Source organism: Nocardia sp. NPDC049526 (assembly GCF_044465765.1).
Taxonomy (GTDB): Bacteria; Actinomycetota; Actinomycetes; order Mycobacteriales; family Mycobacteriaceae; genus Nocardia.
On the sequence record NZ_JBITMA010000014.1, the window covers coordinates 124,030 to 149,211 of the forward strand.

At 66.1% G+C, this 25,182-nt stretch carries 28 protein-coding genes; 18 read left to right on the forward strand and 10 right to left on the reverse strand.

Annotated features, from left to right (window positions below; translation table 11 throughout):
• Positions 1 to 33: 33 nt before the first annotated feature.
• Positions 34 to 831, reverse strand: a complete 798-nt coding sequence (locus tag ACIBW7_RS34695) for an SDR family NAD(P)-dependent oxidoreductase (protein WP_397053820.1) — start codon at positions 829 to 831, stop codon at positions 34 to 36.
• Positions 832 to 1,058: 227 nt separating this feature from the next.
• Between ACIBW7_RS34695 and ACIBW7_RS34700 the strand changes: the two genes are divergently transcribed.
• The 12 genes from ACIBW7_RS34700 (at position 1,059) to ACIBW7_RS34755 (ending at position 13,155) form a co-directional block, all read left to right on the forward strand.
• The gene (locus ACIBW7_RS34700; protein ID WP_397053822.1) at positions 1,059 to 1,898 is read left to right on the forward strand and encodes a TetR/AcrR family transcriptional regulator; all 840 of its coding nucleotides are present in this window, start codon (positions 1,059 to 1,061) and stop codon (positions 1,896 to 1,898) included.
• Positions 1,899 to 2,211: 313 nt separating this feature from the next.
• Positions 2,212 to 2,979, forward strand: a complete 768-nt coding sequence (locus ACIBW7_RS34705) for an MlaE family ABC transporter permease (protein WP_397053824.1) — start codon at positions 2,212 to 2,214, stop codon at positions 2,977 to 2,979.
• A gap of 5 nt (positions 2,980 to 2,984) precedes the next feature.
• On the forward strand, positions 2,985 to 3,836 hold the full coding sequence (locus tag ACIBW7_RS34710) for an ABC transporter permease (protein ID WP_397053826.1): 852 nt from the start codon (positions 2,985 to 2,987) through the stop codon (positions 3,834 to 3,836).
• Positions 3,837 to 3,848: 12 nt separating this feature from the next.
• Positions 3,849 to 5,009, forward strand: a complete 1,161-nt coding sequence (locus ACIBW7_RS34715; protein WP_397053828.1) for an MCE family protein — start codon at positions 3,849 to 3,851, stop codon at positions 5,007 to 5,009.
• Positions 5,006 to 6,022, forward strand: a complete 1,017-nt coding sequence (locus tag ACIBW7_RS34720) for an MCE family protein (RefSeq protein WP_397053830.1) — start codon at positions 5,006 to 5,008, stop codon at positions 6,020 to 6,022. Before ACIBW7_RS34715 ends, ACIBW7_RS34720 begins: the two co-directional genes overlap by 4 nt.
• Positions 6,019 to 7,044 carry an MCE family protein gene (locus tag ACIBW7_RS34725; protein WP_397053832.1) on the forward strand — a complete coding sequence of 342 codons (1,026 nt, stop codon included), beginning with the start codon at positions 6,019 to 6,021 and terminating at the stop codon, positions 7,042 to 7,044. The genes ACIBW7_RS34720 and ACIBW7_RS34725 overlap by 4 nt, the downstream gene beginning before the upstream one ends.
• Positions 7,045 to 7,067: 23 nt before the next feature.
• On the forward strand, positions 7,068 to 8,267 hold the full coding sequence (locus ACIBW7_RS34730; RefSeq protein ID WP_397053834.1) for an MCE family protein: 1,200 nt from the start codon (positions 7,068 to 7,070) through the stop codon (positions 8,265 to 8,267).
• Positions 8,264 to 9,313 (forward strand): MCE family protein, encoded by a 1,050-nt coding sequence (locus ACIBW7_RS34735; protein WP_397053836.1) that lies wholly within the window; start codon positions 8,264 to 8,266, stop codon positions 9,311 to 9,313. The genes ACIBW7_RS34730 and ACIBW7_RS34735 overlap by 4 nt, the downstream gene beginning before the upstream one ends.
• A complete protein-coding gene (locus ACIBW7_RS34740) occupies positions 9,310 to 10,689 on the forward strand; it encodes an MCE family protein (RefSeq protein ID WP_397053838.1) in 1,380 nt (459 codons plus the stop codon). The genes ACIBW7_RS34735 and ACIBW7_RS34740 overlap by 4 nt, the downstream gene beginning before the upstream one ends.
• Positions 10,656 to 11,405, forward strand: a complete 750-nt coding sequence (locus ACIBW7_RS34745; RefSeq protein ID WP_397053840.1) for a hypothetical protein — start codon at positions 10,656 to 10,658, stop codon at positions 11,403 to 11,405. The genes ACIBW7_RS34740 and ACIBW7_RS34745 overlap by 34 nt, the downstream gene beginning before the upstream one ends.
• Positions 11,402 to 11,911, forward strand: coding sequence for a hypothetical protein (locus ACIBW7_RS34750; RefSeq protein ID WP_397053842.1), 510 nt, complete (start codon positions 11,402 to 11,404; stop codon positions 11,909 to 11,911). Before ACIBW7_RS34745 ends, ACIBW7_RS34750 begins: the two co-directional genes overlap by 4 nt.
• Positions 11,912 to 11,931: 20 nt before the next feature.
• Positions 11,932 to 13,155 carry a CoA transferase gene (locus ACIBW7_RS34755; protein ID WP_397053844.1) on the forward strand — a complete coding sequence of 408 codons (1,224 nt, stop codon included), beginning with the start codon at positions 11,932 to 11,934 and terminating at the stop codon, positions 13,153 to 13,155.
• Positions 13,156 to 13,227: 72 nt separating this feature from the next.
• Here the strand turns inward: ACIBW7_RS34755 and ACIBW7_RS34760 are convergent, their stop codons facing one another.
• The 4 genes from ACIBW7_RS34760 to ACIBW7_RS34775 all read right to left on the reverse strand — a co-directional run bounded on the left by ACIBW7_RS34760 (position 13,228) and on the right by ACIBW7_RS34775 (position 16,120).
• The gene (locus tag ACIBW7_RS34760) at positions 13,228 to 14,172 is read right to left on the reverse strand and encodes an NAD(P)-dependent oxidoreductase (protein ID WP_397053846.1); all 945 of its coding nucleotides are present in this window, start codon (positions 14,170 to 14,172) and stop codon (positions 13,228 to 13,230) included.
• Between the two features lie 409 nt (positions 14,173 to 14,581).
• Positions 14,582 to 14,941: an Rv2640c family ArsR-like transcriptional regulator gene (locus tag ACIBW7_RS34765; protein WP_327098699.1), complete on the reverse strand. Its 360-nt coding sequence runs from the start codon at positions 14,939 to 14,941 to the stop codon at positions 14,582 to 14,584.
• 121 nt (positions 14,942 to 15,062) lie between these two features.
• Positions 15,063 to 15,641 (reverse strand): HdeD family acid-resistance protein, encoded by a 579-nt coding sequence (locus ACIBW7_RS34770; RefSeq protein ID WP_397053848.1) that lies wholly within the window; start codon positions 15,639 to 15,641, stop codon positions 15,063 to 15,065.
• 68 nt (positions 15,642 to 15,709) lie between these two features.
• A complete protein-coding gene (locus ACIBW7_RS34775) occupies positions 15,710 to 16,120 on the reverse strand; it encodes a VOC family protein (RefSeq protein ID WP_063042208.1) in 411 nt (136 codons plus the stop codon).
• A gap of 201 nt (positions 16,121 to 16,321) precedes the next feature.
• Between ACIBW7_RS34775 and ACIBW7_RS34780 the strand changes: the two genes are divergently transcribed.
• Positions 16,322 to 17,308 (forward strand): glycosyltransferase family 9 protein, encoded by a 987-nt coding sequence (locus tag ACIBW7_RS34780; protein ID WP_397053851.1) that lies wholly within the window; start codon positions 16,322 to 16,324, stop codon positions 17,306 to 17,308.
• 10 nt (positions 17,309 to 17,318) lie between these two features.
• Here ACIBW7_RS34780 and ACIBW7_RS34785 read toward each other — a convergent pair whose 3' ends face one another.
• Positions 17,319 to 17,666 carry an ArsR/SmtB family transcription factor gene (locus ACIBW7_RS34785; protein ID WP_397053949.1) on the reverse strand — a complete coding sequence of 116 codons (348 nt, stop codon included), beginning with the start codon at positions 17,664 to 17,666 and terminating at the stop codon, positions 17,319 to 17,321.
• Between the two features lie 159 nt (positions 17,667 to 17,825).
• On the opposite strand from ACIBW7_RS34785, the gene ACIBW7_RS34790 reads away from it, so the two are divergent.
• The 3 genes from ACIBW7_RS34790 (at position 17,826) to ACIBW7_RS34800 (ending at position 20,325) form a co-directional block, all read left to right on the forward strand.
• A complete protein-coding gene (locus ACIBW7_RS34790; RefSeq protein ID WP_397053853.1) occupies positions 17,826 to 18,512 on the forward strand; it encodes a M23 family metallopeptidase in 687 nt (228 codons plus the stop codon).
• Positions 18,513 to 18,678: 166 nt separating this feature from the next.
• A complete protein-coding gene (locus ACIBW7_RS34795; protein ID WP_397053855.1) occupies positions 18,679 to 19,770 on the forward strand; it encodes a hypothetical protein in 1,092 nt (363 codons plus the stop codon).
• A gap of 12 nt (positions 19,771 to 19,782) precedes the next feature.
• Positions 19,783 to 20,325, forward strand: a complete 543-nt coding sequence (locus ACIBW7_RS34800) for a YaeQ family protein (RefSeq protein ID WP_397053857.1) — start codon at positions 19,783 to 19,785, stop codon at positions 20,323 to 20,325.
• Positions 20,326 to 20,335: 10 nt separating this feature from the next.
• On the opposite strand, the gene ACIBW7_RS34805 is transcribed toward ACIBW7_RS34800, so the two are convergent.
• The gene (locus ACIBW7_RS34805) at positions 20,336 to 20,662 is read right to left on the reverse strand and encodes a hypothetical protein (RefSeq protein WP_062990969.1); all 327 of its coding nucleotides are present in this window, start codon (positions 20,660 to 20,662) and stop codon (positions 20,336 to 20,338) included.
• Between the two features lie 257 nt (positions 20,663 to 20,919).
• Here ACIBW7_RS34805 and ACIBW7_RS34810 point away from each other — a divergent pair, with 257 nt between their 5' ends.
• A complete protein-coding gene (locus ACIBW7_RS34810; protein ID WP_397053859.1) occupies positions 20,920 to 21,255 on the forward strand; it encodes an RNA polymerase-binding protein RbpA in 336 nt (111 codons plus the stop codon).
• Between the two features lie 113 nt (positions 21,256 to 21,368).
• On the opposite strand, the gene ACIBW7_RS34815 is transcribed toward ACIBW7_RS34810, so the two are convergent.
• Positions 21,369 to 22,013 (reverse strand): TetR family transcriptional regulator, encoded by a 645-nt coding sequence (locus tag ACIBW7_RS34815; protein ID WP_397053861.1) that lies wholly within the window; start codon positions 22,011 to 22,013, stop codon positions 21,369 to 21,371.
• A 136-nt stretch (positions 22,014 to 22,149) separates the two neighbouring features.
• Here ACIBW7_RS34815 and ACIBW7_RS34820 point away from each other — a divergent pair, with 136 nt between their 5' ends.
• The gene (locus ACIBW7_RS34820) at positions 22,150 to 23,079 is read left to right on the forward strand and encodes a zinc-binding dehydrogenase (protein WP_397053863.1); all 930 of its coding nucleotides are present in this window, start codon (positions 22,150 to 22,152) and stop codon (positions 23,077 to 23,079) included.
• Between the two features lie 229 nt (positions 23,080 to 23,308).
• On the opposite strand, the gene ACIBW7_RS34825 is transcribed toward ACIBW7_RS34820, so the two are convergent.
• Positions 23,309 to 24,175 carry an ABC transporter permease gene (locus ACIBW7_RS34825; RefSeq protein ID WP_397053865.1) on the reverse strand — a complete coding sequence of 289 codons (867 nt, stop codon included), beginning with the start codon at positions 24,173 to 24,175 and terminating at the stop codon, positions 23,309 to 23,311.
• The gene (locus tag ACIBW7_RS34830) at positions 24,175 to 25,161 is read right to left on the reverse strand and encodes an ATP-binding cassette domain-containing protein (RefSeq protein ID WP_397053867.1); all 987 of its coding nucleotides are present in this window, start codon (positions 25,159 to 25,161) and stop codon (positions 24,175 to 24,177) included. Before ACIBW7_RS34830 ends, ACIBW7_RS34825 begins: the two co-directional genes overlap by 1 nt.
• Positions 25,162 to 25,182 lie beyond the last annotated feature (21 nt).

A 25,182-nucleotide genomic window follows, 5' to 3' on the forward strand; every position in this document is an offset into this window, starting at 1 on the left:
ACCGGGGCGCAGACGGCCGTCGGAGGCTCGGGCTCAGGTGAAATCCGAACCGCCATCGACATTGACATTCGCACCGGTCATATACGAATTGCGGCGCGAGGCGAGAAAAGCGACGACCGGACCGATCTCCTCGGGCCGGCCCGCGCGGGGTAACTGCGCCGGATGTCGGTAATGCTTGGAGATCTCGGCCATCAGCCGATACGGATCGTCGCTTTCGACACCGACCGAGTGGACCCAATCGAGCAGTGCCGGGGTCACGAAGGTGCCCGGTGAGACCACATTCACCAGGATTTCCTCCTCGGCCAGCAGCAACGACAGATTTTTGGACGCACTCGTTACCATCGCCTTCGCGGCGGTGTAGGCCGCCAGCGGAATGCTCTGCCGCTGCGTCGAATGCGCCGAAAAGTTCACGATCCGTGCCCATTCGGCCTTGCGCAGCAGCGGCAGCGCCGCGCGGACGCCGCGCACCATGGACAGCACGCCGTCCTGGACGGCCTCGAGCCACTGATCGTCGGTGAGGATGTCGAAGCGACCCTGCACTGTCGGCCCGACCGTATTTACCAGCACATTGAGCGCGCCGTGCCAGTGCTGCCCGAGTTCGGCGAATGCGGCATCGATCTGGTCGGCATCGCGCACGTCCGCGACCAGTCCGATGGCGTCCGGGCTACCGCGGTGGGTCAGCTCCGCGACCGCGTCATCGAGGTCGGTGCGGGAGAGACCGATCACCGCCACCCGAGCGCCCTCGTCGGCCAGGCAGCCGGCGGCGTCCAGGCCCATGCCCCGGCTACCGCCCACTACCACCGCTGCCGCGTCGGTCAATCCGAGATCCATTGCGCTACCCGCCTCTGCCGTGAGCTGAATAGATATACGTACTGTATCTATATCAGTATGGTTGCGCGACGCCCGAACCCGGCGATAGCCGCACCCGCGGGCCGCGACGCGCCGATAGAAGGGATCGCAGTAGGATTTACGGTTATAGGTACGATGGCTGTTGCTGTCGGTTTCCCGAGACGGGAAACGATTGCGTCGGAGCGGACTTCACGGAGGGTGTCGCACATATGGCGAAGCGGGCAGCCGCAGAGAAACGGCCGCGGCGTGAGCGCGGGTCGCTCAACCCGGGGGACATTCTCGACGGCGCATTCGAGCTCGCGGATCAGGTGTCGCTGGACAACCTGAGCATGCCGATGCTGGCCAAACATCTCGACGTCGGCGTGACGAGCATCTACTGGTACTTCCGCAAGAAGGACGAACTGCTCAACGCCATGACCGACCGCGCGCTGCGCCAGTTCGCCACCTTCGTCACCCCCTTCGTGGAAGCCAGCGATTGGCGCGAATCCCTGCGCACGCATGCCCACACGATGCGGGAGACGTTCAATGGCAACCCCATCCTCTGCGATCTGATACTGATCAGGTCGGCATTGAGCCCGGAGGCCGCGCAACTGGGTGCACGGCAGACCGAGGAGGTCATCGCCAATCTGGTGCGGGCCGGGCTGTCGCTCGACGATGCCGTCGCCACCTATTCGGCGGTTCAGCTGCATGTGCGCGGATCTGTTGTGCTGCAACGCCTCTCCGATAAGAACAAGGAATCGGACTCCGGGGCGGGCGCGTACTACGACAGCCTCACCATCTCGCCGGACACCACACCGCTGCTGGCGGAGGCGAGTTCGAAGGGCCTGCACAGCGGGGCGCCGGATGACCGGAATTTCGAGTACGGCCTCGACTGCATTCTCGAACAGGCAAGCCGGTTGCTCGAGTCGGGGTCGGATACGAAGGCCAAGAAAGCACCGCCCAAAAAGGCACCTGCTAAAAAGGCACCCGCTAAAAAGGCACCGGCCAAGAAGGCAGCGGCGACGAAGTCGCCCGCAGCGCGCCGTCCCACCAAGGCCGCGGCGAAGTAGTTACGCACTTCGCGTCGCCCACCGACTCCCCGAAAACTCGCCGAGTTTCGCTGACGGCATCTCACACGGCTCGACCAGCCGAACGGCGATATCTCCTGTCGCCGTGATCCGTTGTCGCCCTTCGTGTCCGGAGACAGCGCGCTTTCGCCTGTCGTAATTCGTTGCGAACACCTGGCCACGATTCATCGCGAACGGCTGGGCAAGCCCCTTGCCGTGATGTATCGTCGGTCACACTGTAAGCGCAATAGTTAGACATTCGACCGACTGGGTGCCTGCGTCGTCGCCAGCGCCGGCTGGTCCGCCTGGAGGATCAATGGAACTGGAACGACTGAACGCACCGGTTCGGGAAGTCGGTCAGTTCTTCGCCATGATCGCCGAGGTCGGACGGGGGATGGTGACCACGCGGTTCCGGTTCGGCGAATTCGTCGAGCAGAGCTGGATGCTGGCGCGAGTGTCGCTGCTGCCGACCATTCTGGTGGCGGTGCCGTTCACCGTGCTGGTGAGCTTCACTCTCAATATCCTGTTGCGCGAGATCGGTGCGGCCACCATGAGCGGGGCGGGTGCGGCATTCGGCGCGGTCACCCAGGTCGGCCCGATGGTGACCGTACTGATCGTCGCCGGTGCGGGGGCGACCGCAATGTGCGCGGACCTGGGGTCACGAGTCATCCGCGAGGAGATCGCGGCCATGGAGGTGCTCGGCATCGACCCCATCCAACGGCTGGTGATTCCGCGGGTGGTGGCCTCGACGATGATCGCGGTCCTGCTCAACGGCCTGGTGTGCGCCATCGGAATCACCGGCGGATTCGTATTTTCGGTATTGCTGCAGGGCGTGAATCCGGGAGCGTTCGCCGCCGGCGTCACGCTGCTGACCGGGTCGACCGAGCTGGCTATTTCCGCGGTCAAGGCGATGCTGTTCGGACTGATCGCCGGGCTGGTGGCGTGCTATCGCGGTCTGTCGGTGTCCGGTGGCCCGAAAAGCGTCGGGCAGGCGGTCAACGAAACCGTGGTCTACGCGTTCATCGCCCTCTTCGTGGTGAACACCGTGGTGACCGCGGCCGGAATCCGATTTTCGGGAAGGTGATATCGATGCACGTCGCCGAAACCGGAAAATTCGTCCGCACCCGACAGCGGCTGGGCCGCTGGAACCGCGAAGTCGACGCCGTCGGTGCGCGAATTGTCTTCTATGTCAAGGCAATTCTGCAAACTCCCGGCGCGGTGGCCAGACATCCGGGCGAGACCCTGCGCCTGGTGGCCGAAATCAGTATGGGCAGTGGCGCTCTCGCGATGATCGGCGGAACCGCGGCGATCGTCGGATTCATGACACTGGCGACCGGCAGCACCATCGCGATCCAGGGTTTCAGCTCACTGGGCAATATCGGCATCGAGGCGCTGTCCGGATTCCTGTCGGCGTTCATCAATGTGCGGATCGCGGTGCCGGTGATCGCCGGGATCGCCTTGTCGGCGACACTCGGGGCCGGGGCGACGGCGCAGATCGGGGCCATGCGGATCGCCGAGGAGATCGACGCACTCGAGTCCATGGCCATCCGGCCCGTGCCCTATGTCGTGAGCACCCGGGTCGCGGCGGGCATGATCACGATCGTTCCGCTGTATTCGCTGGCTTTGGCGGCGTCGTTCCTTGCGGGCCGGTTCACCACCGTGGTGATCTTCGGGCAGTCCCCCGGGCTGTACGACCACTACTTCTCCACCTTTCTCAATCCGGTCGACGTGGCGTGGTCGTTCGGGCAGGCGCTCGCGATCGCGGTTCTGGTCATGCTGATCCACACTCATTACGGATTCACCGCCGCAGGCGGTCCGGCGGGCGTCGGTGCGGCGGTTGGGCGCGCGGTGCGGATGGCGCTGATCATGGTGGTCCTCGTCGTGCTCCTGATGTCGCTCGCCTTGTACGGCGGCACCGGCAATTTCCACCTTTCCGGATAGGGCGTGGATGCGATGGTGCAGCAAGCGATGCAGAAGTTGGCGGTATTGGCGCTGGTTGCCTCGATGGTGGGTGTCGGATGGCTGGTGCTGGGCAGCTACCAGCAGCGTTTCGACGACTGGGCGACGGTGACGATGATCGCCGATCGCGCCGGGCTGGTCATGGATCGCGGCGCGAAGGTCACCATGACCGGCGTCGACGTCGGCGAGGTGACCGCGATCGATTTCGGCTCCGATCAGGCCCGGCTCACCCTGCGCCTGCATCGCGCGGCGCTGGCGTCGATTCCAGCCGATGTCACCGCCGAGATCACCTCCAATACCGTCTTCGGCGCGAAGTTCGTCAGCCTCGACGCACCCCTCCCGGCCGTAGCCGACCGGCTGGCCCCCGGCGCGGAGATCGATATCTCCCGCGTCACCGTCGAAATCAATACCATCTTCGAGCAACTCACCAACCTGCTGCGCGTGGTCGATCCCGCCCAACTCGAGGCCACCCTCGGCACACTGGCCACGGCACTGCAGGGCCGCGGTGACCGGCTCGGCGTGGCGATAGACCACGCTGCCGGCGTGCTCGCGCAGTTGAACGCGGCCGATCCCGGACTCGCCGAACTGTTGCGCACTACCGCACCGACCACGGAGCTCTACGCCGACATCGCACCGGATCTGCTGCGGACGCTGGGCGCGCTCACCACGACGAGCCACTCGGTGGTCGACGAGCAGCGCCAACTGTCGGCGCTGCTCGGCAGCACCACGGCCGTCTCGAATACCGGCTCGGATCTGCTGGCGCACAACGGTTCCGCTCTCGCGGACGTGCTCCGACTGCTGGACCCCACCACCGCACTGCTGGCCTTGTACGCACCCGAGATCCCGTGCGTATTCAAGGGAATCACCGCGGGCAACGAAGGCAACCCGGCCGCATACACCGGGCAACCCGGCATCAAGATGTTCGCCGGGCTGATACCGGGCGCGACGCCGTACCACTATCCAGAAGATCTACCGAAGGTCAACGCGACCGGCGGGCCGAACTGTATGGGGCTGCCCTTTACCGACCCGGTCGTCAACGTGCCGTACATGGTCACCGACACCGGCGCGAATCCGTACGATCCATCGCGGCAGGCGATCGGACTGCGGACCCCCGACCTTGTCAGCTACCTGCTGGGTCTCGGGGGTGGCCGATGAACCGGTCGCGCGCAGTGAAATTGGGCATCTTCGTATTCGTCATGCTGTTGGTGAACGGCGCGATGATCCTGGTGTTCACGCAGGTCCACGCCGGGGGCTCGCGGACCTACCACGCGGTGTTCACCGACGCGTCCGGAATGCGTCCCGGCGCGAAGGTCCGCATCGCGGGGGTCCCGGTCGGATCGGTCGACACGGTGCGCTACGGCGCGGACCACCGGGCCCACGTCGACTTCTCGATCACCAGCAACGACCGGCCGACCACATCCACGCGGGCAGCCATCCGATACGAAGACCTCGTCGGCAACCGCTACCTCGAACTCCAGCGCGGACCGGACACGACACCGCTGCCAGTGGGCGGAACCATCCAACCGCCTAACACCGCGCCCGCACTCGACCTGGACGCCCTGCTCGGCGGCTTCCATCCGTTGCTGCAAGCACTGGACCCGCGACAGGTCAACGAGCTATCGATGGCATTGCTGAAGATCTTCCAGGGGCGCGCGGGAACCATCGCGGAGGTGCTGACCCGGGTCGGTTCGGTGACCAGCATGCTGGCCGATCGCGATCAGGTCATTGGGCGGGTGATCACCAACCTGAACACGGTTCTCACCGAAATCGCTTCGCGGGGAGACCAATTCAGCAGCACCCTCGACCATCTGCAGCAGCTCGTGTCGGGTCTGGCGCAGGACCGGGACATCCTCGGGCACGCGGTCGACAGTCTCGGCGGCGCCGCGGACGCGTTCACCGGGCTGCTCGCCGACGTGCGTCCCGACGTATCCGCGACGGTCAGCCAGTTGAACGCCGCGCTCACACCGACCACCAACCACATCGACACCCTCGACGAGGTGCTGAACCGCCTCCCGGACGACTATCGCAAGCTGATCCGCATGGGCACCTACGGGTCCTTCTTCAACTTCTATCTCTGCGGCCTGTCGTTCAAGCTGACCGGCGCGGACGGCCACCCGGTGGTCCTCGAGATGACCGATCAGAAGACCGGCAGGTGCGCGCGGAAATGAAACGACTCACCCAACGCGAAGCCGGTCGCATCGGCCTCATCGGCATCGTCCTCACCGCGGCGATCTGCCTGGTCTCGCTGCAATTCGACAAAATCCCGCTGCTCAGCGGCCAGCCACTGCGGTACGGGGCACTGTTCGACGACGCGAGTGGTCTGCACGTCGGCGACGATGTCTGCGCCGCCGGAGTGCGGGTCGGCACCGTCACCGACATCACCGTGGACAGCGGTCACGCACGCATCACCTTCACCGCCGACCCGCAGATCGCGCTCGGCGACGCGACCACCGCCACCATCAAGACCACATCGCTGCTCGGCCGACGCGCCGTCGAACTGGCGCCCGCCGGTGTGGGCCGTCTGCGCACCGGCGACACCATCCCACTCGACCGGACCCGTTCCGGCTACACGCTGCCGACCATCCTCAACGAGGCCACCACAGCCATTCGGGATATCGACCTCGACCAGTTGACCCGCGCGCTCGACAGCGCCTCCGACGTTCTTTCGGCGGCGGCCCCACAGGTGCGGCCCGCCCTGGACGGTATGCGACGCCTCGCCGAATCGGTCAACCACCGCGACGCCGCATTGCGTGGCCTGCTCGCCGGCGCCGAACAGGTGACCTCGGCACTGGCCAAGCGCGGACCACAGGTGAATTCCCTACTGCTCGACGGCAATTCGCTGCTCGGGGAACTACAGGCCCGCAGCGGGGCGCTGGGCGGGCTCATCACCGGAATCGACCAGCTGTCACGGCAACTGTCGGGTCTGGTGCACGACACCGATGCCGACCTGGCACCGGCGTTGGACAAACTCGGGCAGGTGCTGACGGTGCTGAACAACAACCGCGACAACGTGGCGAAGAGCATCCAGGGCCTGTCCACATATATCGGCACGCTCGGCGACGCCGTCGCCAGCGGGCCCTATTTCTACGCGTACCTGCAGAACCTCGTTCCCGCCGACTACACACAGCCCCTGATCAATTCGGTGCTCGGTCTCCCGCCTGCGCCCCTACCGATCCCACAGATCCGATGATCGCCCGAATCCGAGCCGGCAGCTTGCGAATTCGAACCGGCCTTCCCCGCAGACGGTGGCTGTTCCGACTCGCCGCCGCCGCGCTGGCACTCGCCGTCGTGGTCGCCGGATACGACATCGTCCAGCGGTCGCGCTACTACACCGTCACCGCGCATTTCACCGCCACCAGCGGCCTGTACGTCGGTGACGAGGTCCGCGTGGTCGGGGTGAAGGTGGGCACCATCGAGGCCATCGAGCCGAACGGCACCGAACTCACCGTGCGCATGCGATTGCCGCGGTCGCTGCGGCTACCCGTCGAAGTGCAGGCCGTGATCATGGCCCAGAGCCTGGTCGCCGCTCGATTCATCCAGCTCACCCCCGCCTGGACCAGCGGACCCACCGCCGGTCGCGAGGTCGACATACCGGTCGACCGCACCGCCGTGCCGGTCGAATGGGATCAGGTCGAGGAGCAACTGTCACGGGTCACCAGCGCTTTGGCGCCGCGGACCGATGACCCCACCGGACCCGGCGCCCGCTTCCTCGGATCCGCCGCCGCGGCGATGAGCGGTAACGGCGACACCCTGCGGGCCGGCCTCGACCAACTCTCCGCCACCATGACGACGCTGTCCGCGGGCAGCGCGGACCTGTTCGGCACCGTCCGCAACCTGCAGGCATTCACCACCGCACTGGCGGCCAGCGAGCAGCAGATAGTCGTATTCCAAGGTCGGCTGGCATCGGTCACCGAGGTGCTGGCAGGCAACCGCAGCGATCTGTCGACCGCGCTGACGACCCTCGACACCGCCATCGGCGATATCCAGGCATTCGTCACCAAGCATCGCGACGGTCTCACCACACAGGTGCACCAGCTCGTCGGCGCCACCGATGTGATCGTGGCCCAGCGCGACGCGCTGGAAACCGTGCTGCACCGCGCACCCACCGCGTTGTCGAACTACTACAACACCTACAACCCCGGCCAAGGCGCGATGACCGGTGTACCTGGCCCACAGAACTTCGGCAACCCCATCAATTTCATCTGCGGCGGCATCGCCGCCCTCGCGAACGCCACCTCCGAGCAAGGAGCCCAGCTGTGCGCGCAATATCTCGGGCCGCTACTGAACACGCTGCGGATGAACTATCCGCCGGTGAGCATCAACCCGTCCACCGGCACCGGCGTGGGACCCGGCCAACTCGTCTACAGCCCACCGGAATTGCAGCAGCTCCTGCTGCCGGGACAGCCGCGATGAGCACCGCCCGCCATCGCCGCCCGCTGGCACTGCTGTGCGGAATCGCATTGTGCGCCACGGTGTCCGGATGCCAGTGGACCGGATTGAATTCGCTGCCGCTGCCTGGGACGCAGGGCCACGGCCCCGGCACCTACCACGTGGTCATCCAGATGCCGGACGTCACCACCATCACCCCGAACTCACCCGTGCTGGTCGACGACGTGGAAGTCGGCACCATCACGACCATCACCACCGAGGACTGGCACGCGCGAGTGACCGTGGCGCTCAGCGGTTCCGTCGTACTGCCTGCCAATGCCACCGCCAAAATCGGGCAGACCAGCCTGCTCGGCTCGACCCACATCGAACTCACCGCCCCCGCCGACCCACGCGGCACACTGATCGAGGGCAGTGTGATCCCGCTGGCGCGAGCGGGCAGCTATCCAACTACGGAGCAGACGCTCGCGGCGCTGTCCATGGTGCTCAACGGCGGCGGGCTGGGACATCTGCAGACCATCATCACCGAGGCCACCAAAGCAATTGCCGGGCATGAAGATTCGATCAACAATGTGCTCGACGGGATGAATACGCTACTGGGCGAGATGAATTCGCAGCGGCAGGCGATCACCGCCACCCTGGACGATCTCGACAGGTTCGCCGCGCAACTGTCCGGCGACAACGACACCATCGGCCGGGCCGTCGCTGCCATCGACCCCGCTCTCGGCGTACTCAACGCGCAGCGGCGTGACCTCACCGATGCCTTCGCCGCACTGACTCGATTCGGCGACGCCGGAACCGCCCTGGTCCGACAGATCCACGGGGATCTGAAACAGAACCTGGCCAACCTCTCGCCGACCCTGCAGCAGATCGCCGCAACCGGGGACGATCTCGTCGCCAATATCAACCAGCTCGCTACCTTCCCGTTCCCCCCGGTCGCCGTCACGAACGGCATCCACGGGGACTACATGAACCTCTGGGCGGAAGCGGATCTCACGCTGCCGCGGCTGCAGCAGGGCCTGCTCTTCGGCACCCCATTGGCCGCCCCACCGGCGACCGGAGGCGGCCGATGAGTACAGACTCGACGAGTGGGCGCACTTCACGCCTCGTCCGCAACCAGCTGATCGTTTTCACGATCATCGCGCTGGTGTCGACGACTTTCACCGGCATCTACTATCTGCGGATTCCGGCGGCGCTCGATATCGGCCGCTACCGCGTCACCGTCGAATTACCAAGGGCAGGTGGCCTTTATCGCAATGCCAATGTCACCTATGGCGGGCATACGATCGGCCGCGTCACCTCCGTGGACCTGGCGCCCACCGGAGTCACCGCCACACTGTCGCTCATCGACTCGGTCGCCGTACCCGCGGACCTGACCGCACGGGTCCGCAGCATGTCGGCGATCGGCGAACAGTACGTCGATCTGCAACCCGCGGTCGCCCACGGCCCGTTCCTGCGCGATGGCGATACGATCGCCGTCGACCGCGTGCGGGTCGCCGACCGGATCGGCCCCATCCTGGAGCAGACCCGCGCGATCCTCGCCTCGCTCCCACCCGACACCCTGCACACGGTGCTCGACGAGTCCGCGCGCGGATTCGGCGGTGCCGGAAAGGATCTGGCGAACCTGCTGGACTCCACCGTCACCTTTGTCGACGCCTTGGCCGCCAATGGCGACGCCCTCACCACCCTCGTCCAGCAACTCACCCCGCTGCTGAACACCCAGGTGGTCAGCAGTGCCGAAATCCGCGATTGGACAGCGAATCTGGCATATCTCACCGAACAGCTCCGCACCGCCGACCCGGCGCTGCGGAATATCCTGGAGCGCGGTCCGGCCGCAGCCGACGATGCCAACCAGCTGTTCCAGAACTTGGCACCGACGCTGCCGCTGCTGCTGGCAAATTTGACCACCGTGGGACAGGTTGCCCTGACCTACAACCCCGCCATCGAGCAGATCCTCGTCCTGCTGCCGCCCCTGATCGCTGCCGAGAACACCGCCGGTGCACGCGGTGCCGCCGACGGCGGCGCCAACGTCGTCTTCTCGGTCGAGGTTCAGGATCCCGCCGCCTGCACCACCGGCTATCTCTCCGCCGACGAACGACGCAGCCCCAACGACACCAGCACCCCCGATACCCCACCCAACCTGTACTGCAACGTCCCGCAGGATTCGCAGTTCGCCGTGCGCGGCACGCGGAACCTGCCATGCCTGGAAAATCCTGGTGTCCGCGCCGCCACCCCCGAGCAGTGCCGCAACGGGGTGCTACCGCCCTCCGGCAACAACGGGCCCTTCGAGTCGAGTCCCTCGCCCGCGCCCGCAGGAGTCGCTCACTATCTGCCCGGCAGCCCCATGTATCGCACACCGGACGGAAATCCCTACCGCCACATCGACATCAACCGACCAGCCTCCCAGGAAGCGTCATGGACCGCACTGTTGACCGCTCCGATTCCCTGACCGTGACCGACACTGCGGCAACGACCGCATTGGTGACCGAACCGCCGCCACGGCGTCGGCGGGCCACCCGGCCGACCGGGCCACCGAGCGAATCCCCGGATCACCCGGACGCCGAGGCGGGCACAGATACAACTCCATCCGCGAGCGAACGACCGTCGGAGCCGACACAACCACGTATCCCGCGACTACGGTTCGGTAGTCCGAGGCTGGGGCGCAAAAGTTTTCGCTTCGCCGCGGTCGTGCTCGCCGTCGCCGGGCTCATCGCCGCGACCACGGTGACGGCACTGGCGATGCGCGAGCATCGGCGGACCGAGGCCACCGCGAATCACCAGGCCGCCATCGTCGATACCGCCCGGCGCGGTGTCACCGCCCTGATCAATATCCGCCGCGACAGCGCCGATTCGGACTTTGCCCGTCTCAGTGATATCACCACCGCACCGTTCGCCGACGACCTGCACAGCCAGTCCGGGAACTACCTGCAGGCCATCCGGGATGCCGACGTGTTGTCCACCGGCGAGGTCGTCGCCGCGGCCATCGCCGCCGACGACGGTACCGAGGCTCCGGACGACGAGACGATCACCGTCATCGTCGCCGCGAACGCGCAGGTCACCAACACGCAGACCCGGCAGCAGGAACAACGCTCCTACCGGTTCAGCGTGCGGATCAAGGCAGTCGATGGCATCCCGAAGGTGTCCGACGTGGAGTTCGTGCCGTGAACGATCGATCCGTAATCGTCCTGCGAAATATTGTGCGGCTCAGCATGATTCCACTGCTGACAGCCGCACTTGTGGCACTGACCGTAGCCGCGGTGCTACTCGTGCGAGACAACCGGCACGACGCCGCCACGGCCGCCGCGCGCAGGGACGCACCGACCGCCGCCCGCGACACAGTCGCGGCAATGCTCAGTTACACCTCGGCCACGGTCGACAAGGATCTCGCCGCGGTGGCCGGACTCACCGGCGCGTTCCAGGACGACTACCGCAATCTGGTGAACAAGACGATCGTGCCGGTGGCCAAGGAGAAGGGCGTGAGCACCAGAGCGCGGGTTGTCTCCGCGGGCGTACTGTCGGCCTCGAGCGACCGTGTGACGGTGCTGATGTTCATCGACCAGGTGACAATCAGTACGGCTGTGCCCGCACCGACTACCAGTTCCAGCCGAGTGACCGTCACCGTCGAGAAGCACGACGACCACTGGCTTGTCAGCGGTATGGCACCGCTGTAGCCGGCGAGAGGATGATGTAGATGCCGAATCCCGCGACCTCCGCGGCCCAGCCGCTGGCCGGTGTGCGCATCGTGGAGATCTCCAGCTTCGTCGCCGCACCGCTGGCGGGAATGACGCTGGCGCAGCTCGGCGCGGACGTCATCCGTGTCGACCCGATCGGCGGTGCGGCCGACTACCGCCGCTGGCCGCTCACCGATGACGGCGAGAGCATCTATTGGACCGGACTCAACAAGGGAAAGCGCTCCGTCACAGCCGATTTGCGGGCACCGGCCGGACAGCTGCTGGTCACCCGCCTGATCACCGACGGCAGCATCCTGCTCACCAACGCAGCCGGACGGGATTGGCTCGACTACGACGCGCTCACTGCGACACGACCCGACCTGATCCAGCTGGAAATACTCGGCCGCACCGACGGTTCGGCCGCCGTCGACTACACCGTCAATGCCGCCACCGGATTTCCGCTCGTCACGGGACCCGCCGACCACGAGGGCCCGATCAATCATGTACTGCCCGCGTGGGATCTGCTCTGCGGTGTGTACGCGGCACTGGCGATCACCGCGGCAGTTCGCCACCGCGACGCGACCGGACAGGGCAGCCGGATCACCCTTGCGCTGGAGGATATCGCGCTGGCCACGGCGGGCAACCTCGGCTTCCTCACCGAAGCGGCCCTGTGCGGGCGGCAGCGCCCGCGCGTGGGCAATGCCATCTACGGCCAGTACGGTCAGCACTTCACCAGCGCCGACAGCATCTGCTTCATGGTGGTTGCCCTGACCCCCCGACATTTTCGTGATCTCACCGAGCTGACCGGCAGCACCGCGGCAGTAGACGCGCTGGCCGCGGACTTCACCGACGAGGGCACGCGCTACCGGCATCGCGACGTACTGACCGGATTGTTCACCCCGTGGTTCCGCGAGCGCACAGCCGAGGAGATCGGCACCGCCCTGGCGAAAACATCGGTGCTCTGGGAGCGATACCGCAGTTTCGAAGAACTCGCGACCGACCCCCGCGTGACCGCGAATCCCCTGTTCACCCTGCTCCGTCAACCCGGGATCGGCGAATACCTCGCACCCGGTTCCCCGATCTCGGTGAACGGTGCGCACATCCCGGCCCGCCCCGCACCACGACTCGGGGAACATACCGAATCCGTTCTGCGAGATCGGCTCGGGCTGTCCACCGAATCGATTGCGGCGCTCCACATGTCGTCGATCGTCGCGAATGAGCCCCCGCAACGAGCCGCCCGATGATCGCTGTTGCCGCCACTTCGACCGCGTCGGCAATTCGATGCGGCTCGAGCACGGCAAGCCTGCTTTGAACGTTCAATCGGCAACGTGTGAGAGTGGTTGACCGGCAAGGGCTTTGGTCGCGTTTGCGGCGAATGCCGTTGCCATTGCGGTATAGGACTCTTCCGTGACGCCCCCGATGTGGGGTGTGATGGAGACGTTCTCGCGCAGTAGCGGGTCGGCGGGATCAATGGGTTCGCGCCATGCGACGTCCAGTCCGGCACCGGCAAGATGTCCGGACCGCAGTGCGTCGAGTAGCGCTCGATAGTCGACGATCGGGCCGCGGCCGACGTTGATAAGCCAGCCGCCGGGCGGCATCGAGGCGAATTCCTCGGCACCGATCAGACCGCGGGTGTCCTCGGTCAGCCGGCAGCAGACGACCAGAATGTGGGAGTCGGCCAATGCGACAGCGAGTTCGCCGATCGGACGGTACCGGTCGGGCGGCAGCAGTTCGGTCAACCCTGGATAGTCGTCGTAGCTGCGGTGCCCGACCGCGGCGGTGACGGCATCGAACGCGGCCAGCCGAGTGAGCACCGCTGTTCCGATCGCGCCGGTGCCCACCACGGTCACCGTCTTACCCGCCAGCATGCTTCCGCTCGGCTGTCCGACGCGCCGCTCGGCGATGCTTCGCTGCGCGGCCGGGTAGCGACGCAGCAGGGTCAGCAGATGCAAAATCGCCAGCTCCGCGACGGCGATCGAATTACCGGTATCGGCCCCCGGCACATACGCCACCGGGATTCCGCGAGTCCGTGCCGCCGCTCGATCGACGCCCTGCAAGCCGACCCCGAATTGCTGGATCAGCCGCGGTCTTGTCGCATCCATCAGTTCGGCATCGATGCTTGCGCCCAACGGCACCAGCACATCAACCCTCGGCACATGTCCCTCCGCCACCCCGATATCGACCATTTCTGCGCCCGGCAGTACCGCCCGCAGGCTACGGCGAACCTCCGGAAATCCGTCACCGCACAATCCGATGATCACAGGACCATCCTGCCGGATACCGAGCAGCCTGTCCGCCACGAAAATCCGGGCCGGGCTCAGTTTTCGTCGGAGTCCCTGTGCCGCAACGCATCCAGTGTCGCAATGGCTATGCGGTCCCGAAGAGCGGCGACGAGAATATTCCACTGGCGAGATGGCCCGGATCGTTCTGCGGCCCACGCCACAATGCGCGCACGGACGCCGGGCGTGGGCTCCCGGGTATCCACAGGCTGGTGAGATGTTCGACGGCGGGCGAATACGACGAGTCTTCTCCGAAACAGGCTGCGGTGCATCGGATTCGGCAATCGCACGACGCTCGCGCGGCGTGCTGCGCGAGCCCCGCCCGCTCGCTGACGAGCCAGGACGACCCCTCGGGGTGTCGAGCAACCGTTGCCGCCATCCCACAGACCTGCTAGCGGCAGCACTCCGGGTCGAGGACGAAACACAAGGCGGACAACGCATCCCGGCGTGCCGCGTGCTGCACGGTCATCCCCTGACGCACCGATTCCACCAGACCGGCGGCGCGCAATTGCCCCAGATGATGGCTCACCGTCGACTCCGCCAGCGCTACTGCGGCGGCCAGCTCTCGGGTATTGACCGTGCCGTCCCGCTCGGCCAACAGCAGCGACATCAACTTCACCCGCACCGGATCCGCCAGCGCCTTCAACCGCAGCGCCACTTCCAGCGCGACCCGATCGTCGACCGGGGCCGCCGCCACCGGCGCGCAGCAGATCGGCGCGGACACATCCAGCGCGGGCAGCGTCTTGGGCATCCCTATATCGTGGCATAAATCGAAGGTCCCGATCCGCGCCGCCACGACGAAAACATCAGTCCCCCACCGGAAATACGCCTGCGGCCGCCGCGGTTGGCGACGGCCGCACGAATCGGAGATCTCAGATCTCGGCGAGCTTCTTCGCATCCTTGCGGACACCGAACGAGGTGACGATCTCCATGATGCCCAGAACGATCAGCCACCACCCCGCGACCAACGCCAACGTCGCCACCGACGCGACCGGCCACACGATCAGCACCACACCACCGATCGCGGTGATGATTCCGAAGAAGGCCTCCCAGCCTCGACCCGGCAGCGCGGGCTCGGAGATCGCCGCCATCAGCAGCGCGACACCGCGGAACAGCCAGCCGATACCGATCCACAGGCCGAGCAAAAGAATCGATTCCAACTCGTCACGGAAGCAGAAGATGCCGATGATGATCGACAACACACCGCTGATGAACGCGAGCACCCGGATTCCGGTGCTGGTGTGCGTGCCGAATGCGGCAACCAACTGCAGGAAGCCACTCACCACCAGATAGATGCCGAAGATGATGCCGGCGGCCACCAGTGTCACACCGGGCCAGACCAGGATCATCACACCGAGGATCACCGACAGGACGCCGGTGACCAGCACCGTTTGCCACGCACTGCGCGCAAGCCGTTGCAGAGGACCCTCTAGCACGCTGTTTGTCGTCATAGCGTGATGCTATGCCTCGCTCCAGCGGTTTTCTGGATATTTGCTCGAACGGGGTCGAGCGCCGCGCCCTAGGCGGGTGTCGCGATATTGACCATCCACGCGATACCGAAGCGATCCAGGCACATACCGAATTCGTCGCCCCACATCTGCTTCTCCAACGGCACGGTCACGGTGCCACCGGCAGACAGCTTGTCCCAGTAGCCGCGCAGTTCATCGGGGGCGTCACCGCTGAGACTGATCGAAATGCTGCTTCCTGGTTTGTACTCCATACCTGGCGGGGTATCCGAAGCCATCAGCGTGAACCCGCTCGGCGTTTCCAGCATGCCGTGCATGATCAGATCCGCGCCGGGCGCGTCCTTATCCCCCATATCCCCGAAAGTCTGCATGGTCAGCGTGCCGTCGAACACATCTCGATAGAACTCCAACGCGGTGCGCGCCGAGTCGGAAAAACTGATGTACGGGTTGAGTCGGGAGGTCATAGGAACGCTCCTTGGTGGTAGTGGCCGCCATCGCCGAGGTTAGTCCTCCGACTCGGACAGTGGGCTCGATAACGAGCTACTCGCTCACGTTTATCGCCGAGGGGGCTCGGGTAGTCATCCCTAAGTGGCTCTCGTCGTGTGCACCCATGGGGTGAAGCGGGTGGGTCGGGTTCGCGAGTCTCGGGTGGCTAGGAGAAGAGGGTGGCGGTTGTTCTCGTGCTGCAGGCACGTGGCCTCGGTGATCTGCTCACCGCGGTTCCCGCGTTGCGCGCGCTGCGACGGGCGAAACCGCACGATCAGATCGTCCTCGCCGCTCCGCATCGCTTGAAGCCGATCGTCGACCTCATCGCCTCCGTCGACTCCATGATCCCCACCGCCGACCTCAGTGACCTGCGCTGGGACGCTCCCGAACCCGCACTGGCGGTGAACCTGCACGGCCCGAGCGCCGAGAGCATCGTCGCGCTCACCAAGACCGATCCCGGGCGCATCCTCTCCTACCGCAATCCGGCCTTTCCGGAGCTGGAGGGCCCGGAATGGCAGACGGATATGCATCACGTCGAGCGCTGGTGCCATCTGCTCGAATCCGACGGCATCGTGGCCGATCGCCGCAATCTCGGACTCGTCCCGCCGGTCGCGACTACCAGCCGCCGCAATTGCATCGTGGTGCACGTCGGAGCGGGCGCACCGGCTCGCCGCTGGCCGCCGGACCGGTTCGCCGCGGTCGTCAGGCATCTGCTGGTGCTCGGTCGCGAAGTGGTCCTCACCGGTGACGAGTCCGAGCGCGACATTGCGCTGAATATCGCCGCCCGCGCGGGCCTACCTGGTGGCCGGGTGCTCGCGGGCGAGCAGAACCTCATCGAACTCGCCGCCACCGTCGCCGAGGCCGCGCTCGTGATCTCCGGTGATACCGGCGTCGCGCATCTGGCCACCGCCTTCGGAACCCGCACGGTATTGCTGTTCGGACCGACACCGCCACGCTGGGGCGGACCGCCACCGCATCTCCTCGGCAGGCATGCGGTGCTGTGGGCCGGTCAGCTCGGCGATCCGATGGCCGATGCGCCCGACCCCGGATTGCTGCGGATCGGCGTCACCGAGGTGATCAGCGCGGTCGACAAGCAGCTGGCCAAGCGGGCGTGGCCGGCCAGCGGAAACAATCGCGGGCGAACGGCGTATCGCCGCGTGGGTTGACCACGAGCACTCAGGTGTTTCCCGCAGCGCGGGCGTTGCTCAAAGCCGCGGCATAGGCCGCCAGCGCGCTGGGCCAGAACTGCTCCAGATAGTCGCGCGCATCGCCCAGTCCGCGCGGATCCAGGAAGTACAGCCGCCGATTGCCGTCCGGACGCATCATCACCAGCCGAGCCTCGCGCAGGACACGTAGATGCTGGGAGGCCGCCGAGCTGGTTACGCCGACGAGTTTCGCGAGATCGCCGACCGACAGCGGCGCGGTCGGCAATGCCTCGAAAATGGCCCGGCGAGTCGGGTCGGCGAGCGCCTCGATGGCCTGAACTCCATTAGTCGCCACTGAAACAGTGTCCTCGACACGCATCGAGCCGGTCAACTCAGCGCAGTACGGCATCACGCCAGGTCTGCGATCCATACACTCCGCTTTGTTATCGATCTGTAATCAGTCAACTGGGCTTTTGTTGATCTGTGACGGTTGGCACAGGATTACGGGAGCCGTATGGCCGTCCCGTACGTTCTAGCCATGCCCGTGACCGTACCGTTACCTTATCGTCTCGGCCCGACCCGCTCACGTCGCAACCGCGCCGCAACCCGGGTGGTTGCCGCGGCCGCAGCCGTCAGCGCCTCGCTCGGTGTACTGGCCGCCGTGGAGCCCGACGCACAGGCCGGTAAGTCCGACCAGTCGGCCGACCGGACCAGTGGCGCCGTCGCCTTCACCGCGTTCACCCCGCGCGAGGCCCAAATGCCGCAGACCGTTCCCGAGGCCGTGATCTGGGAGCAGAACCGCATCGCCACCGAGGCGGCCCGGCCGCGCACCGTTCGTCCCATCGAGGGCGTGCTGACATCCAACTTCGGCATGCGCTGGGGTGCGCTGCACGCCGGCCTCGATTTCGCCGACGCCATCGGGACCCCGATCGCCGCGGTCACCGACGGCACCGTCATCGACGCGGGTCCGGCCTCCGGCTTCGGACTGTGGGTGCGGGTGCAGCAGGATGACGGCACCATCGGCATCTACGGCCACGTGAACGACATTCTCGCCACCGTCGGTCAGCAGGTGCGCGCTGGCGATGTCATCGCCACCGTCGGCAACCGTGGCTTCTCCACCGGCCCGCACCTGCACTACGAAATCCACTCGGGCGACGGCGCACCGATCGATCCGATGCCCTGGCTCGGCGCGCGCGGTGTCGCCGTCGGCTTCGCCCCGGAGTAAACGAGCCCGCCCGCCGCTCCGCGTTCGATTCGGCCACCGGCGCATTCGTGATTCGATGAGGGGATTGCGAGTGCATCCGGTGGTCGATTTCTAGTACCGCGGTATCACCCGCGAATGGCGCTGTAGCGGGACGTGGCCGGGCGTCGTCGATTCCTACCGTCGGATCATGCCGACGATCGATACCCTTTCCGCCCCTGGCGATTCCGCGCGCCACCGCCGCCCCGCCGTCGTACCGGACCTGCCGGGCGGCGGTCGCCTCCATCGCCCGCTGCTGTGGATGGTGGCCACGATGAGTGCGCTCGTCTTGTTCTCGGCCGGTGGCATGGTGTTCGACGACCGGATGCTGCTCGACGAATCCGTATGGCTCAAACCGTTCAAGTTCGGGCTCGCATTCGTGCTCTACGGGATCACCCTGGCATGGCTGCTGTCGTTGCCGCACAAGGGAAGTCGGGTCACCTGGTGGATGGGGACGGTATTCGCGATCACCGGATTCGTGGATGTCGGATTCATCGTGGTGCAGGCTGCGCGCGGGACCTACAGCCATTTCAACAGCGAGACCGATGCGGTGAATTCGATCGGTCAGATGGTGTTCGCGTCCGGCGTGCCCGGCTTGTTCTTCGCGAATCTTGTTATCGTGCTGATCCTTTCGTGGCAGCGGCTGGTCGACCGGCCGACCGCTCGGGCCATTCACGCCGGACTCGGTCTCGCCGTCGTCGGGATGGCGCTCGGGTATCTGATGGGGTTCACCGGGAAACAGTTGGTACGCGACGCCGACGGCAATGTTGTCGAGTTGGTGGCCGGACATACCGTCCTGGACAACTCGACACTCGACGCGCGTGACGGTGTCGGCGGCATGCCGATCACCCACTGGAGCACCATCGGCGGCGATCTGCGGATCCCGCATTTCCTCGGCCTGCACGCCATTCAGGTCTTGCTGCTCGCCGTTGTCGCACTGGCCTGGCTGGCGCCGCGCTACCCGTGGCTGCGGGGCGAACGCACGCGCGCCGCGTTGATCGGTGTGCTCGCATCGGGCTATGCCGGGCTGCTCGCGATCGTGTTCTGGCAGGCGATGCGGGCCCAGTCGCTGGTGCATCCGGACGGTCGGACGCTGTTCGCCTTCGGTGTATTGATCTGGGTGGTTGCTCTACTGACCCTCGGCGTCTACTGGCGGGCGCGCGCCCACGACCGCAACGCCCCGAGCGCCGTGCGACTGTTCGCCGCGGGCACGCACGTCCGGGGCAGCAGCGGCATTCACTAAGCTCCTGCTCCTATGGCCCTAAGCGCGACACTGCACAACTTCGCCGTCCAACTCGCCGATGTCGACCGTGGTGTCTATCAGGAGTTGGAGTTGCGGGTTGCGCGCCACCCGTCCGAAACCGCCGAATTCATGTTGACGCGACTGCTCGCCTACTGCCTCGAGTACGAGGAAGGCATCGCCTTCAGCGACGGCGGCGTATCGTCCACCGACGAGCCCGCGGTGCTGGTGCGCGATCTCACCGGACGGGTCACCGCCTGGATCGAGGTCGGTGCGCCCGATGCCGATCGCGTGCACCGCGGCAGCAAATCGGCGGAGCGCGTTGCCATCTACACCCATCGCGACCCGGCAAAGGTGCTCGCACAGCTCACCGGTAAGCGGATCCACCGCGCTGCAGCGATCCCGCTGTACAGCTTCGATCGCGACTTCATCGATTCCGCGGTAGCCGCGATCGAACGCCGCAACACGGTCACGGTATCGATTACCGAGCGACTGCTGTACCTGGACCTCAACGGCACGAACCTGAGCACGTCGGTCGAAGAACGCAGGCTCGGCTAGCGCTCGACGCTCACCGCAGCCGTTCAGCCTCGCGGGTGAGGGTCAACAGTGTGGCGCTCAACGCCTTCAGCTCTTCGGTGTCGGCACCCTCACCGATGGCGGTGGCGACATCCTCGGCGGCGCAGCGGGCGGCGAACCAGCGGTCGGCCAGATCGGCCGCCTCTTGGGCGCTCAGTACCACCGAATCCGCCGGAATTCCGGTTCCCTTCAAGCTGTTGCGGTGTTCGTAGGCGCGTTGGCGACAGGACTGACGGCAGTACCGGCGACGACGTCCGGCCTCCGATTCGACGATCTCCCGCCCACACCACAGGCAGCAGGACAGCAAGCGGCGCGACATGACGCAGAACCCTAATGGTTGTGCCGACCGAATGGGACTCGCGACCCCGGTTTATCGGCGCGGCGTGGGCGTGGCGGAGGGTGGCCGGGACACCGACTACAATGGAACGGTTCGCCAGTACGCCGATGGGGAACTATTGGCGCAGGCACGATCGTTACATCTAAGGTCCAGCGAGCGTCACGCGTTCATCCGGTAGTGACCGATGAAGGACGCGGTCGCGGCGCAACAAGACTCGAGCACACAGGGAGAGGCACACCATGGCAGATCGCGTACTCCGGGGCAGTCGGCTCGGAGCGGTGAGCTACGAAACCGATCGCGACCACGACCTGGCTCCGCGACGGATTGCTCGGTACCGGACCGATAACGGCGAGGAATTCGACGTTCCCTTCGCCGACGACGCCGAGATCCCCCCGACCTGGCTCTGCCGCAACGGCCAGGAGGGCACCCTCATGGAGGGCACCAGCCAGGAGACCAAGAAGGTCAAGCCGCCGCGCACCCACTGGGACATGCTGCTGGAGCGTCGCAGCAAGGAAGAGCTGGAGGAGCTGCTGAAGGAGCGGCTCGATCTGCTGAAGACGCGGCGTCGGGTTTAGTTCCGGCAGGGTCTCTGAAGACAACAGAAGGCCGCTTGCACCAACTGGTGCAGGCGGCCTTTCTCGTGCCCGAGTGCCCGTGGCGGGCAACGGATTTCCGCAGGGGTGAAGCTTCAGGGAGAACGCCGGGGTTTCGGGGTCAGGGTGAGGGCGCTGGGGATGGCTGCGAAGGCAGCGCGGAGATCTGTTGTGAGGGTGGGGGTGTCGATGAGGTCGGAGCGGGAGCCCCAGGCGTCGAGGGCACGATGGAATGCCGCGATGAGGATGTCGAGGACTAGCCGGGGGCGGTGATCGGCAGGGTCGAGGGCGAAGCGGGTGGTCAGGAGGGCGAGGGCTTCGCGGACGGTTCGGTCGCAGAATTGCAGGTTGTGTGCGGCCATCGAGGGAGTGCTCTGGGCGAGTCGATGGCTGCGGATGGCGCGGTCGGCCCAGCCGGCGCTCGGCATCTGGTCCAATGCCCCGCACAAGGTTTCCTGCAAGAGGCGCAGCAGGGTGCCACTGCCGGGCCGGCGGGTGGACAGGTCGGTGAGGAAAGCCCCCCATAGGTCCTGCAGCGGTGCCATGGCGACGTCTTCTTTGCTGGTGAAGGTGCGGAAGAACGTGCGCTTGGAGACGTCGACGGCATCGCAGAGTTCGTCGAGGGTGGTGTTGTCGAATCCGCGTTCGGTGAACAGGTCCAGTGCGGTGTCGATCAGCGCCTGCCTGGTCCGCAGTTTTTTGCGCTCGCGCAGCGGCAGCCGGTCGGTCGCATCAGCCATGGTCGCCAGCCTACCAAACGATTGCCAATTAGAGGCTATTGCCATTTGACAGCTTTTGCCACTTAGTGGCAGATTATGGCCGGTCGCCCATCGCGGCGACCCATTACCCCGTTCTCTGCTCGAAAGGCGTCGTACTATGCGCGCATTGGTTGTCGACCATTCCGCTCCGCCCGGTTTGCGGATCGATCGAGTTCCCGACCCGCGACCGGCCCCGAATCAGGCGCTGATCCGAGTGACGGCAACCTCACTCAACTACGGGGAGGTCCGGTTCGGGCTGGCCGATGCCCCCGACGGCGCGGTTCTCGGATGGGATGCGGCCGGAATCGTGGAACGCACCGCCGCCGATGGATCGGGTCCGGCGGTCGGCACACTGGTGGTGACGCTCGGTGCGGACGGGGCATGGGCGGAACTGCGCGCGGTCGATACCGACCTGATCAGCGCCGTCCCCGCCCACGCGGACCCGGGTGCGATCAGCACCATTCCGGTAGCAGGTGCGAGCGCATTGCGGGCGTTGCATCGGCTCGGACCGATTCTGGGTCGGCGAGTACTGGTCACCGGTGCTGCGGGCGGCGTCGGACGGTATGCGGTCCAGCTCGCGCGGATGGGCGGCGCGCACGTCATCGCGGCTACCGGAAATCCAGCCGCACATGGTGCGAGCCTGGAGGCACTGGGGGCGGCCGAAGTCATCGCCGAGCCCGCGGCACTGCGCACTCCGGTTCACGGAGTGGTGGATATGGTCGGCGGTCGTCAGTTGGTCGATGCCTATCAGCGCCTGTCCGAAGGCGGCACGCTGGTCGCGCTCGGCCACTCCGCGGGTCAGGACGAGACGTTCCCATTCGGTGCGCTCTTCGGCGATCAAGGCCGCGACAACCGCTCGATCGTCACCTTCTTCCTGCTGTCGTGCCCGAATCTGAGCCCGGACCTGAACTGGCTCGCCACCCAAGTCGCCGCGGGAAACCTGGACCCCAACATCTCCTGGCGCGGCGACTGGACACAGGCAGCCGATGCGATCGACGCGCTCCTCTCCCGCCGCCTGCACGGAAAAGCAGTCCTGGATCTGCGTTGACATCGTCGATAACCCACACGCACCCGCCCGCTGCGCGACGCCGGCGCCGGTGCGTGTCAGGCACACCCTATGCAGCAGCTGCACAATGCCCTGTATAGCGGGTGTGCAGCTGCCACAACGAGTGCTGAGTACCGGCCTCGACACCGATTCGGTGCTGCTCGAGGCTGAATGGCCGGCTGATGAGCCAGCATTTCACTCGGCTCGATGACGGTGATCCGTCATGTGGGCACTACTTACTGGCGACCTTGCGGTAGCGCAGCAATGCCAACGGCACGACCACCACCAGGATGGCGAGAGAACACGCCACCGCGTATGCGATGCAGTGGTCGGCGGGCCAACCGGTTGGGGTGCCGAAGCTGGGTGGTGCGCCGTTGTCGAAGAGCTTCCGCCCGGCGGCGGAAACGGCGGTGATGGGGTTCCATTCGGCGACGGTGCACAGCGGACCGGGCAGCGATTCCGCCGAGATGAAGGCCGAGGAGATGAACGTCAACGGGAACAGCCAGATCAGGCCCGCGCTCTGGGCGACTTCGACGGTGGGTGAAAACAGACCGGTGATAGCCCCGACCCAGGACATGGCGAACGCGAACAGCAGAATTATCGCGAAAGCCAGTACGGCATCGACGATCCCGCCGTTGATCCGCCAGCCGACGATATACCCGCAGCCGACCATGACGGCCAGGCTCAGGATATTCACCGCCAGATCCGAGAGTGTGCGCCCCATCAGCACCGCCAGCCGCGACATCGGCAGCGTCCGCATGCGGTCGATGATGCCCTTCTCCAGATCACCCGCCAGGCCGACCGTGGTGAAGGCGGCGTTGAAAGCGACTGTCTGGGTGAAGATTCCGGCGAGCAGGAATTCGCGATACTGGCCGCCGCCGAGTGACGCGCCGAAGATGTAGGCGAAGAGGAAAACGAACATCAGCGGCTGGATCGTCGCGGTCACCAGCAGCGTCGGGACCCGCAGGATGGTCAGCAGATTCCGGTACGCCACGATGGCGCTGTCCCGGATGACCCGGGCGTGTGGTTGCCGAATCTCCGGTGGGGATTCGGCTTTCGCGGTCGATTCCGCTTCGTCGCGCGCGACTGCGGTGCTCATCAAGACAAGATCTCCTCTTGTGCATCGTCGATTTCCGGCTCGAGTTCGTGCGCGGCGGTACCGGTGAGGGACAGGAATACGTCGTCGAGACTGGGCCGGTGCACGCCGGCGTCGACCACGCACACCCCGGCGTCGTCGAGCCTGCGCAGCGCTTCGACCATGGTGCGGGTGCCGTCGGCGACCACGATGGAGACTTCGTCGGCGCCCAGATCGTGGGTCGGCTCACCGATACCGACCTGCGCGAGGATCGTCAGCGCCGGCAGCACATCCTGGCCCGGGGCCAGCGTGACGGTGAGCCGGTCGCCGCCGATGGAGGTCTTCAGCTCATCGGCCGAACCCTTGGCAATGACCCGCCCGCGATCGATGACCGTGATGCGGTCGGCGAGTTGGTCGGCCTCTTCCAGATACTGGGTGGTGAGCAGCACTGTGGTGCCGTCGTCGACGAGATCGCCGATGACGCGCCACATATCGAGACGGCCACGCGGATCCAGGCCGGTGGTCGGCTCGTCGAGCACCACCACCGCGGGCCGCGCCACCAATGCACCGGCGAGGTCGAGCCGTCGCGCCATCCCACCGGAATAGGTACCGGCGCGACGGTGCGCCGCATGGTCCAGGCCGAAAGTGTTCAGCAACTCCGCCGCACGAGAGGTGGCCTGCCGCTGCGACATTCCGTACAGCCGCGCCACCATGCGCAGATTCTCGTATCCGGTCAGGTTGGCATCGACCGCCGCGTACTGACCGGACAGCCCGATGCGCCGCCGCGCGGTCGCCGGATCGCGCAAGACGTCGATGCCCGCCACCCGCACCGATCCGGCACACGGCCGCAGCAGGGTGGTCACGATGCGCACCGTCGTCGTTTTGCCCGCGCCGTTGGGCCCGAGCAGTGCCATCACCGTGCCGGCCGGAATCTGTAGGTCGACCTCATCCAGCACCCGCACCCGGCCGTAAGTCTTGACCAGGCCGCGCACCTCCACCGCCAGACTCACGACACAACCTGCCGAGCCCTG